Annotated in this window: 6 protein-coding genes; 4 read left to right on the top strand and 2 right to left on the bottom strand. The window is 46.4% G+C overall.

All coding sequences use genetic code 11. From position 1 onward, the window contains the following. Window positions 1-47: 47 nt before the first annotated feature. Window positions 48-758, bottom strand: a complete 711-nt coding sequence (locus tag Q0C11_RS13245; protein ID WP_293008743.1) for an OmpA family protein — start codon at window positions 756-758, stop codon at window positions 48-50. A gap of 462 nt (window positions 759-1,220) precedes the next feature. Here Q0C11_RS13245 and Q0C11_RS13240 point away from each other — a divergent pair, with 462 nt between their 5' ends. Together Q0C11_RS13240 and Q0C11_RS13235 are read left to right on the top strand one after the other, a co-directional pair. Further along, complete coding sequence (locus tag Q0C11_RS13240; protein WP_293008741.1) at window positions 1,221-2,495, top strand: hypothetical protein; 1,275 nt, start codon at window positions 1,221-1,223, stop codon at window positions 2,493-2,495. A 266-nt stretch (window positions 2,496-2,761) separates the two neighbouring features. Continuing rightward, the gene (locus Q0C11_RS13235) at window positions 2,762-3,661 is read left to right on the top strand and encodes an SPFH domain-containing protein (protein ID WP_293008739.1); all 900 of its coding nucleotides are present in this window, start codon (window positions 2,762-2,764) and stop codon (window positions 3,659-3,661) included. An 88-nt stretch (window positions 3,662-3,749) separates the two neighbouring features. Here Q0C11_RS13235 and Q0C11_RS13230 read toward each other — a convergent pair whose 3' ends face one another. Next, window positions 3,750-5,162, bottom strand: a complete 1,413-nt coding sequence (locus Q0C11_RS13230; RefSeq protein WP_293008737.1) for a dihydrolipoyl dehydrogenase — start codon at window positions 5,160-5,162, stop codon at window positions 3,750-3,752. A gap of 537 nt (window positions 5,163-5,699) precedes the next feature. Here Q0C11_RS13230 and Q0C11_RS13220 point away from each other — a divergent pair. Next, window positions 5,700-6,359: a hypothetical protein gene (locus Q0C11_RS13220; RefSeq protein ID WP_293008735.1), complete on the top strand. Its 660-nt coding sequence runs from the start codon at window positions 5,700-5,702 to the stop codon at window positions 6,357-6,359. Between the two features lie 56 nt (window positions 6,360-6,415). After that, complete coding sequence (locus Q0C11_RS13215) at window positions 6,416-11,989, top strand: hypothetical protein (protein ID WP_293008733.1); 5,574 nt, start codon at window positions 6,416-6,418, stop codon at window positions 11,987-11,989. Window positions 11,990-12,524 lie beyond the last annotated feature (535 nt).

Here is a 12,524-nt window from a genome sequence, read left to right as displayed (position 1 = left end):
CTCGAAGGGAAGTAATTTGAGGTTAAAGTGCTGGGCATACATATGCATTAGTTTGCTCCCTCCTGAGGCATCAGTTTTACTTCGACTCTACGGTTTTTTGTTCTACCTTCTTCTGTGGCGTTCGAAACTATTGGTCGTTTGTCACCATAGCCAATAATAGATATTCGTGTCGTGGGTACGCCATGCAATATCAGTATATTCGCGATGGCTCGAGCGCGACGCCTGGATAAATCCATATTGTCACTACTAATCTTTCCGGTGGGAATGTTGTCGGTATGACCCTCAATGAGAATACGATTGTTTGGAAATGTTGATATTTCTTCAATTAAATCTTCAATCGTTGAATAGGAAACATCATGGATAATATCTTGCCCGGAACGAAATGTTTTGCCATCGAATATCGCTAAGGTTCGAGGCTTAACGAGCGTATCGGGAACAGGCGTGGCTTCATTGATTTCTTCTGCTGCTGTAATTGGATTTTCATCCTGTGTCGTTGCTGCTTCCACATTCTCAGCAACAACCTTGTTGTCCTCGAATGTAGACGAATGAATTAATTCATCCAGACCAGGTACTGACGTAGGTGCGGATAGTGAAGAAGGTTCAGGTGCGGTAGAAGATTCAAGTGAAGGTGGCATTGCTTCCGGCCAATTCCCTTGATAAATTGTATCGTGGGTCGGGATTTCCAGCGCTTTAAACGTAACAACAGCCGACAGGCTGAAAAACACAAAAGATAGTCCAATAATAATGAAACGTACCATGATAATGCACTCGATTTAGTATATGTTAATTTAGCAAGTGTAACGGACTTATGCACAAACATTTTAACGTATTGAAGGTTGTCTTGCTTACGGGAATAAAATAAGTTTGGCTAATCATTGATGGATAAAAACAGTTTAATTCCAATTTAGTTCACTTCAAAATCTGTGCAACAAGATGCAGGTTAATATTGTCCCGTACAAACTCGGATTTAAACGAGCTAATAGAGGCAATAAATTATGCCTTTCTATAAGATTATCATATTATCATGGTGTTTATAGAAGGCATCAAAGCATCTGTTCCTGAAGATTTGAATTCTTAGTGCTACAGTGTGAGATTTGTCACGCAAGCAGCCACAGTAAGATGCTATGGTATGAAATGCCATTTATAAAATATCAATAAGTTGCTTGCTTCATGTAATCTAAATCCAAAAGTGTTCTACTACCTGTGGGGAGATTAATAACATGACCAAAACTACAACGTCTTTTTCACGCTTATCCCAAACGGACATTGGAATTCCAAAGTTATTATTATGTTTGCTTGTGTTTGTATTGATTTTGATCACGGGCTGCAGTATCGGCGATAAAATCGACAAACTGACAGACAAAGTAAGTGATGTGGCCGGAGATACCGTAGCTACGTTAGATAGCGCGATTGATGCCTTAGACCGGAATTCTGCTTCCTGGCAGTCGGTATTGCAAGATACTACGACAAAGTTGACCGATGAAGCCCAATCCACGGTACGCAATGAGGTTTCGGATCTGCTCAACCGCAGTGTGGCGGCTACAGGAAACGAGTTGCGCTGCAATATAGATTTTATCGGTTCGCGTGTGCGTCAGGCTTTAGCGCGAATTCGCGCACGACTGCTGCATCAAGCCATACCCCCCGTTGAACCAGCGTTATGCCACGTGGTGCCCGCAGCTGTGGATATGGCACTGGATGCAAGCCGTCGTAACAAGCTGGAGTTTTTCGGTTATGATTTTGATACGACGCCTATCAAGGTAACGTTACACAGTAAGTCAGGTGCACTAGATGTTTCTAATAAACTTGATCGATTGACTCACTATCACATGACGCTCAATCTCGGTGCAAATGGGGTCCCAGTATCCAGCGCCAGCGATCGCCTGACTTTGGAATGGCAAAGTCGTCCTATTTCCAGTATCGCTGTGATTCAACCGGCTACGCCAGTATGTCGGGAAAAAACAGAAACATATGCGCGTGATACTTATTTATCTTTTACACCGCCTCATACACGCGGTGATAAAGAATTTAGTGGGAATGGTCCGGAGGTATGGGCAAATGCACGTTGGAGCAACGAAGGCACGCACGTAAATTTTCGGCTTTGGATGAAAGCTCAGGAAACACGTAGCGACTGGACCACAGCAGAAGGTGAGCGTACTGATACTTACTATACGGCACCACCAGGCTGGCGTATCGATAGTATCGTTAACAGCGTGGAAAGCACAGCGCATTATGTCGACACCGATCATAACGATGATCGTCAAGGTGGTGGTCCGAACGGGCCGGTCAAAGAGTTCAAATTCCGTGGCGATCGCAGTGGTGATGATGCGGGTAGTTATACCGGTGTAGACGTCACCTTTAATCCACTGGTGGTGAAGTTGGTGGAAGTGGCCAACTGTGCTCCGGCATCAGCAATTAAATCGTTGCAGATAAAGAATCTGATTGCTCCCTCAACAATCAAACGCTTGCAGCCCATGATGTTGAAGCTGAAACCTTAGTTAGGTTTTATAGTGAATTTTTGAACCATGCAATGCACCCACGATCTCAAGAGCGGGTGCATTGTACTTTCAAGTATTGTAGTTTTTTTCTTTGCGAAAGCATGCCGGATTTGTTTCTTCTGAAATAAGGGTTTTCCAGCAGTTGACCACGTTTGACAGCACAATGTTTCTTCGTTACATTTTGCTATTTAGTTTAGATAGATAACACTCTTGAAGTAAACTTTTACACCATTTGACTTGTTTGAAAAATACCGAGGGGAAGCGTCTTGAACAAAAGATCAGGCAGTAATGCGATTGGTACTGATGAACTCATCATTTCCGGCTCGAATGGATGGGTCACGCTGGTGGTTTTATTGATTGGATTCATGCTGGGTGTTTTTCTTGTGGCTACACCCGGAGGTCCGGTTAAAATTTTTGCGGGCGGTTCTTTTCTGGCAATCACGCTATTTTGTGCTAAGGGTTTATTTACACTCGAGCCGAATCAAGCTGCCGTAATGGTTTTTTTTGGTAAATATGCAGGGACTGCTTGCGAAAGTGGTTTTTTCTGGGTCAATCCGTTCTACAGCCGAACGCCTGTATCGCTTCGGATCAATAACTGGAATACCCCTGTTTTGAAAGTCAACGATGAGCGTGGCAGTCCGATTGAAATTGCCGCAGTAATCGCTTGGCGGGTGCAGGATACGGCGCGCGCAGTTTTCGATGTGGAAAGCACATTCAACTACTTGCAGGTTCAAAGTGAGTCGGCAGTTCGTCAAGTGGCCAGTAGTCATGCATACGACGATACTGAAGGAGGAGGGCAGCGCAAAAGTTTGCGTACTGATCTGGATGCAATTGCAGCGTTGTTACGCGAATCAATTCAACAGCATGTCGAAGTTGCAGGAATCGTGATAGAGGAAGCTAAGATTGCCCATCTTGCCTATGCGCCCGAGATTGCCAGCGCCATGCTTCGACGGCAGCAGGCGGAGGCCGTAGTAATGGCGCGCCAGAGACTGGTAGAAGGCGCAGTGGGCATGGTCGAAGGCGCACTGAAAAATCTGGAAGAGAAGAAGATTGTTTCATTGACGTCCGATCAACGTGCCGTATTAGTAACCAATATGATGACAGTGTTACTATCAGAAACAGGCGCACAGCCGGTTATTCAGATGACACAGGCACCCTTGCAGTAATATTCCATTTCCTAGTGACTTTTGCAAACTGTGATTAACGTTGTTGGCGAAATTGTGATACAGCGATCACTACGTTCCTCGCAAGATATCAATCAAGGGCTTCCGCATTAAAGGTGCCGCACATAGACAGATCGAATTTGTTGACAATAGGAAGTTGCGTCGACAGAGCCCGTAGTGCCGTGCGCAGACCTTCTTCCAGAACCGGGTGATAAAATGGCAAACGTAGTAGCTGTTGTACCGTGAGCGATTGATCAATGGCTAACGCCAGTAGATGTGCCATATGGTCGCCAGCGGGAGCGCACATTTCCGCACCCAATAGCCGGCCACTTTCCGCATCGGCATAAATGCGCTGTATGCCTTTATTCCTCTGGCCGACCCGAGCACGCCCCTGGCGGTCAAAATGTACCTCTCCAATCAAAGTCTTTGCGGGATCGAGTGCCTGAAATCGGCTGCCTACGATGGCTATGTTTGGATCAGTGAAAATAATGGCCAGTGGTGTTCGACGTGTAAAACAAAGCGGATCGGAACGCATGACATTGAGTCCAGCAATGTATCCCTCATCGGCAGCTTCATGCAGCAACGGAGCTTGGTCATTTGCATCGCCGGCCAAAAATATTGGTAGGTCGGCCACCTGCATAGTGCTTGGATTTACAGATGGCATGCCATGTTGGTCGAGCGGAACGCCTAGTGTTTCTAACCCCAGATTGTCAATATTAGGACGGCGCCCCAACGCAGCCAGAACACAATCGACTACCACTTCGGTGCTTCCAGCACGTACCTGTACCCCTTGATCTACGAGATTTAATTCGGCTTTCGTGCCCAGATGCAGAGGGAATTCGCTTTCTAACAGATCTGTCGCCACTGACATGACCTTAGGGTCTGTTAATCCTGCGACTTGATTTCCGCCAAAGGCTACCACCTTAATACCAAGCCGGGAAAGCGCCTGTGCCATTTCGGCACCAATAGAGCCCATTCCTATCACCGCCATATGTGCGGGCAGCGTTTTTTGTTCAAACAAGATATCTGTCGTGAGCAGCCGGCCGCCCAGTGAATTCCATGATGCTGGGACAATCGGACGCGATCCGGTGGCAATAATAATTTTGTGCGCACGTAACTCCTCACCATTGACTTCCAATCTATCTGGAGCAAGTAGGCGCGCGCGCCCGGAAATAGCGCGTTTACCCAGATCATCTGTTGTTTTGACCGTGCTGGCGACAAAGTCATCACGTAGCCGCCGGACTCGCTGCAGCACAGCAGGGATGTCCATTGTGAGCTGATCAGAACCGCGAATACCGAATTCTTCAAAGGTATTGCGACGATGGAAGGCATTAGCCGCCTCGATCAACGCTTTGGATGGCATACAGCCAACTCGAGCGCAGATAGTACCCCAGGGCCCATCATTGATAATCACAAAGCGATCCGTGTGTTTTCGTACCTCCCGCAACGCGGATAAGCCTGCGCTGCCAGCTCCGACGATAATTACATCCAGTATTTCACTCATTACAATTTTCTCCAGTGACGCAAGCAAGGATAGGGTGATACTCGACTGATATTTCTGTTTTAACTTCTCTTAACCATCCTATCAGGGACTTGATATTCAAGCAACGTGAACGCTTTTGGAAGGGTTTAGGCTCTGTTGAAAAAATAAGTAAACAGGTGCATTGTTGAATTTTTTCAGGATATTTCTCAATGTCGGATTTCAAATGGAGATCTTTCCAAGGCGATGTAATCCTGGGTTGTACTAGATGGTACTGCAAATACGGGATCAATTATCGCGAACTGGAAGAAATGATGCTGGAACGAGGGTTTAAAGTAGACCGCACGAGACGTTCTATCTGCTCTTTCGTTAGGTTCAGCATTATATCCCGGAAATTGAAAGACGTCTGTGGTGGCTCTGGATTTTTGGAGTTCATAAGTTATTGAGAAGGCAATGAACGATTTTGTGACTTTTATCACAAATTATTCTATGAGTAAGTGATATAAAAAGGGAAAAGAGATCTTTTTATAAAAGGCTTTATTTTTTATAAAGGAGAAAAAAATGGGAATTCCGTCAAATTTTAATGATGAAGGCCTGTCTGGATTTCATGTTTCTTCACCCAAGCTTGTGGCGATTGAACAGCAATACAAAAATGCAGAAGGCAGGTATGTTGTTTCTCCCGCTGGCAAATGCTTTGTTCGCATTGACGATCCACGCGCTATTGATTCAGATGGTTTAAGGCAACTGGAAATCAACAATGCCGCGATAAGTTTGGTAGAGGAGAAAAACTGGTTACCGCGAGTTCATCCCGACGGCATGCTGACGTATGGCGGCAAGTGCGCGTGGCTGGAGTGCAGGAATATCCTGATTCCAGAAAATAAATGTTTGTGGTTCCGATACGCTTTTTTGCGCTTCTCTTCTCTGCCTACCAATGCATTTGCTGCGCTTTTGTTTTTTCCCAACGACGATACAAGCGCCGCTCCTCTACTGCCACCTCACTGGATTTGCTGCGTTAAGGATCTGCAGCAAGATAGGGGGAATATTTACCAAACCGGCTGGATTGAAGATTCGGTAAAAATCGATTACAACGGTGATTTTAAAGGAACTGTCAGATGGATTGTTTCGACTGGGCATTCCGTGACTGATCAAGGTGCAACACCAGACAATACCCGTTTTGCCAGACCGGGCTGTTTGCTGATCGATGCTATCGACATCCGCTAACAAACTGGAGGTATATGATGAAACATTCTTACTTAAATCTATTATTCCTAGGGTGCATGCTGATTATTCTCGCATCCGCCTGCAACATGATTGATAATAACGGTGATAATGATAATGCCCACTTTGTGCAGCGTATTGTGCATGCCGATGTCGTGGCGCTCGAACAACCGCTTTATTACAACCGATTCGGATCGGTAAATCCTTACGGAATGATTTATGCGTTGAAACGGGATGTCACCGAAGTCATGGAAGGTGAAGAATGGCTACCGGGGTTGTCTTGCCCGTCTAAAGTACGTCTGCAAACGGGAAAACGGCCCCGGCCGCTCACGTTGCGTGGCAACGTCGGCGATATTTTGGAAATTACTTTCACTAATCAATTACTTGAGCAGCAGCCGGATATCAGTCGATGTAATTTGCTTGACGAGCGATCGCCATACGCACATTTAATTAATGTAGAGAACCAAATCGAAGTCATTGATCCCGATGAACATGAACCACGTACGGATGCCGGAGAGACTGAAAATCTGCCGCCGGCTAATTGGCCGAAAACACGGTCGGCAAATATCGTAATTCCTGGTTTGACCAGTTTGTCGGGTTCGGATCCCAAATGTAATGGATTGCAATCTATTGATCCCGGTGAATCAATTACCTGTCAATGGCAACTTGAACGGGAAGGCACGCATTTGTTTTCCAGCCATGGTGCGCCTGCCGGCGGTGAAGGTGACGGCGGCAGCCTGACGCATGGATTATTCGGTGTCGTTATTGTCGAACCCAAAAACAGCAAATGGTACCGCAGCCAGATCACCGCATCCGTGCTCGACAAAGTTTGGCCGCGCCAACGGGAGAATGACAGCGCGCGCCAAGGTAAATTACAGTATGACGCAGTCGACGCAGACGGTATTCCGTATCTGAATATGCTACAAGCCGTTGGAAAAGACAATTTAGATACTATGCGTTATGAGCTGGTTTATGGCGACCAGAATGCTGTCATTCTCGATAACAATCCAAAAACCCCCAATGCTCCTGCATTTCGCGAGTTTACGGTTGTTTTTCATGACGAACTGAAAACCTTTTATGCCAAAAACTTCCAGGAATTACCTGCCAGTCGGCAACTAAGCGGTGTTGGCGATGGATTCGCCATCAATTATGGGGCCAGCGGAATGGGCTCGATATTACTGGCGAACCGGAAGGAAATAGGGCCAGCCGCTGAATGCGCGGAATGTTTTTATGAAGAATTTTTTCTGCAATCTTGGGCCAATGGTGATCCTGCATTGCTGGAGCACTTTGACGATGACCCCTCCAATGTAGCGCATTCCTATCTGAATGACCGCGTCAAGTTCCGGAATCTGCATGCGGGTCCGAAAGAAACGCATGTTTTTCACTTGCATGCACACCAATGGCTGTCAGCCTCAGATACTAACATCGGCACCTATCTTGATTCACAAACCATTGCACCGCAACAGGGATTTGATTATTCGATCTATGATGGCGGCCTATCCAATTGGGGCAGTGAAGGTAATTTTCAGACCAACGGAAGCGGAAATCGCAACCGTACTGTCGGAGATTCTATTTTTCACTGTCATCTTTATCCACATTTCGCACAAGGCATGTGGGCACTGTGGCGTACACATGATGTGATCGAGGACGGTACGCGCAAATTACCGGATGGACAACCCGAAGCGCGGTTTTACGGTCAACCGCAAGTAGCGTTATCTGTGGAAAGACTGGGAATTAGCGGAAAACGACCCGGAACCGATCCAATCACTGGTGCCAACGGCGCCGGAACTCCTGTTCCTGCGGTGCTTCCGCTTCCTGGCCAAAGTCTGCCTCCATTGCCCACTTACGCGCAGGATCTGAATGCGGAAGAACCCGAGTCATATGCTATGCCAGGCTATCCATTTTATATTCCTGGCAATCCAGGCCGTAGGGCGCCACAACCTCCACTGGATTTTGCTAAGAATAATGATGGGTCGTTGATGCACGGCGGTCTGCCAAGGCATGTAATCAAAAGCGGTGAACGTAAACCCGTTTTTCTGTCCGACGACATAAAAGACCAATTGCCCAGTGATCCGGATACGCGCATGGCAGCGCTATTGAGAAAATCCCTTGCGTTGGGAGATTTCCGCCTGGAATTGACTCGAGCTGATATCACGTTGCTTGATCACGAAGGTGAATTGATGGAACGTCAGGCGATGGATTTTCATGCCGGCAAAGCAACCAGAATCCGGCTTGCGGATGGATCCTATGTTTCATATGATACAGCTGAATCCGGTTATCCGTCTTTGACGCCGGAAGGTAAAACTGCGCACTTTTATGTGAATGGCGCATTACCTGCACCCGGTGCGCCTTATGCGGATCCCTGTCATGATCCCGCGAAGACGGGGCACCGGCAGTATGAAGTGTCGGCAATCGGACTCAATCTGGTGGTCAACCGTGCTGGCTGGCACGATCCACAGGCGCGCATCAATGTATTGACCCAGGATGCCGAAGGCGTCGAAGGACAACGTCGGCATGACATGGAGCCCTTCTTTTTTCGCGCCGCTTCCGGTGAGTGCATAGAATTCAAGCACCAAAATAGAACCCACAAGGAATTGGAACTGGACGACTTTCAGGTGGCCACGCCGACCGATACCATCGGCCAACATATCCATCTAGTAAAATTTGATGTGACATCTTCTGATGGTTCCGGAAATGGATTTAATTACGAAGACGGCACATTTTCGCGTGGTGCTGTTGAAGAACGCATTGCCGCGGCCAAAGGCATTGCCATGACATCGAACGGTGAACAAAAACAACTTGCGGTAGGTAAGGATTCTGACGACAAACCGGTTGGTGATTATCAGACCACCGTACAACGCTGGTTTGCCGATCCCTTGCTAACAGTTCGAGACAAGGATGTGACAGATGCCACACATGCCATGCATGACACGGAATTACCGGACAGAACCTGTCCGACACAAACCGGCCAGGAATGTATCGACCGTACCCTACGCACGGTGTTTACGCATGATCATTTTGCGCCTTCCTCCATACAGCAGCATGGCTTTTATTCTGCTTTACTCGTTGAACCAGCCGGTTCAAAATGGCTGCAGCCTAATGGAGAAGCGCTTGCAGACGGCGTGGGCTCCAAAGCCGTTATTGTCGACGCCGATGACTGGTTAATCCATGAAAATCGCCGTGAATATGCGCTTGCAGTAGCTGATTTCGCTTTACTTTATGAACCGACTTTATATCAACCCTGGTTGAGCCAAACAGTCACCAATGGCATGGCCAGATTGCTCCATGAATCGGACAATAAGGCTAACAATCCGATAATGCAGATCCTTTCCGACAATCTCAAACAACATGCCAAGCATTGGTGGAAACAATATGGAAAACCTGTTGATCCGCCGTTCAAACCGGAAGCTATTTCCAAGGATCACCATAATCCTTACTTGGTGAATTATCGCCATGATCCGATTCCGTTACGCATCGGAAAAATGGAAGAAAAACTGCAAGCTCCTGAAGAAACGAATTGTGGTGAATTTGCACAAACCCGTGATGTGGACGGATTTTTAACAAAACGGGATAGTATTACCCGCCAGAAAAAGACCGGCAGGATAGATCGAGACGGTGATATGGCGTTTGTTTTTGCCACCCGCGAACATGGAGATCCTTGTACGCCAATACTGGAGGCTTATGAAGGCGAAAAAATCCAGATCCGCATGGTTCAGGGTGCGCAAGAGGTGCAGCATACGTTTGCGGTTGAAGGTTTATACTGGCCGCGTGTGATCGACTATTCTGTAAACAAGCATTTTTCGGAAAAAGTACAGGCGAAACGAGACAATCCGTTGGCGTTGGTTGCTGCACAGGAAATCGGAATATCTGAGCATTTTGAGATGGATCTGCCGCCATTCGAAAATGTGGGCAGCGGTCCATACGTAGCTGACTATCTCTATCATTTTGGTTCGGTCGATGCTTTATGGAATGGTACCTGGGGGTTGTTGAGAGTGCATAATGGCATTGACTCTCCAGACCCGCAAGCATGCGGACCCGATCAAAGCTCTTCGACTGACAAAGCATCTGAAAAATGGTTTGCACGCAGAAATTTATTCATACTTGATGAAGAGGGTATTCCACCTTCTTGTCAACAAACAATTGGAAAGCGGTTGAAACCATTGCCAGGACACGGAACAGGAAAGATTAAGTGGAAAAACCCTTTAGATTCTTGCCCCAGCGAATCAAGGTCGATCAATTATACAATAGTAGCAACCCGGGTTGATTTACTTACTTCCTCAGAAAAGAATCACTTATTTTATGATCGCGATAATCAAATTTTTGATCCTGACGCGTTGATACTACTCGCTATGCCGCCTGGCCACTCTAAGCCTACACTTGAAAATGTCCGGCACATATACCAAGAAAAAGCAGACACAGGCATCTTGGAACCGTTGGTCTTGCGCGCCAATGCCAATGATTGCATCGAACTGAATTTTCACAATCTGCTGCTGGCCGAAGGTGAAACAGAATTACCTGATTCTGGTGGAGATGCATTAATGCCCAAAATCGTTCCGCTCAATGTCGACAAGTCTGCTGATCCAGATGCAGACGATATTAAACCGTCGACACGATTGTCGATTTCGATACCGATGCTGCCCAACGTCGGATTCACCAATCACCGTAATATCGGTATCGGCATGAATCGCAGTACAGAACCTTTCCCCAGTGGACAACAGGTTAAGTTGCATTTTTATGCTGGCAGATTGGAGCCGGATTTTGGGGAAAAAGTTAAGGGTGTGCCAGTTTGTGGTGACGAAGAAGAATGTTCCTATACACTGAACAGGATTCCTTACGCTTTTGGAACGATACCGATCAAGGCGTTTGGCGATGTTATCGGTCATGGTACGCATGGTTTGTTTGGCACGCTTATTATCGAGCCTGAAGGTGCGACCTATCATGACCCTAAAACCGGGGTAATGGTTTCGGATACTGATCACTGGACTCTCGGATCGGAAGCTTTAATCAAATACACCGATGAAAAAGGCGACGAGCGAACATTTCGTGAATTCGTAATCGCTTACCAGGATGGGTTAAATCTGCACTGGGATTCGCCCTGGAATTCCACTCATGCATCCGAACCAATCGGCGACTGCCCGATTTGCGATGATTCCTATGATCATGGAGAAAAAGGACTTAATTATCGCACAGCGCCTTTCTGGTCAAGATTACGGCATGGCGTTGATATTAATGGAAATGCCGTTGAGCATAATACTGGTGCCGGCTCGGATTTGAATCAAATCAAATTTCCGAATAATTTTCTGTTGGAATCATGGGCCAAAATACCGACGCCTATTTTTCAAGCTAAGGCTGGTGAAGAAGTACGCTTCCGGGTTTCTCAACCCCATGGTCGAGCCCGCCAACGCGCGTTTATAAGCTTTGGGCATCATTATGTGGATTTAATGCCAAGATTCGGCTCGGCACATGCCGCTTTATTGTCTCCAGGCAAGTCTATTACAGCGACTTTTGATAACACTAAAGAAGGTTGCTATCTCTATCGCGACGGTCCGATGCATATGTTTGCAGGAGGCGTATGGGGGCATTTCAGAGTTAACCCTGTAGATGGTGCGACTTTGAAATGTGAAGAATCATAAATTCTGATTAAATGATTCAGACTGAAAATGAGGTATGCTGACATCCATGGAGTTCGAAGTTTCATAAAATGAGAACATGAAATGGAGGATGGAGATGGAATTACCCCGCGCACAATATAGCCAGGAATTTAGGGAGCAATCAGTTAAGTTTTTTAAAGAAAGTGGATTAACTTTGGTTAAGGCAGCAAAACGGCTGTCTTAACCGAAAGGAACATTGATGACAAACGAGGAGAACTTGCATTGGTAGGCAAGTATTGGAAGCCTCTGACTGAAGTTGAATTTGGGTAGTGTCAATAATTTTGTGTTTGAGGAAGATCAAATAAGATTTTCTTCATGTGATGTTTGAATGGATAAAAGCTTGCTATAGGTATTCGATAGGTTTTCTCCTCCATTTGTTTGGTAACCATACATATCAAGAGACCTTTGCACGGTTAGAGTCATTTTCAGGTACAGATGATGATATAATAACGTTTTGAATCATATCGTTGAGATAATTGACATGAGTTTTTCAGAGTTTGATGTCACCCGCCGCACT

The sequence above is a fragment of the Nitrosomonas sp. genome (genome assembly GCF_022842015.1).
GTDB lineage: Bacteria > Pseudomonadota > Gammaproteobacteria > Burkholderiales > Nitrosomonadaceae > Nitrosomonas.
Note: the sequence above shows the minus strand (reverse complement) of the source record. Positions and strands in the feature narration are given on the sequence as shown.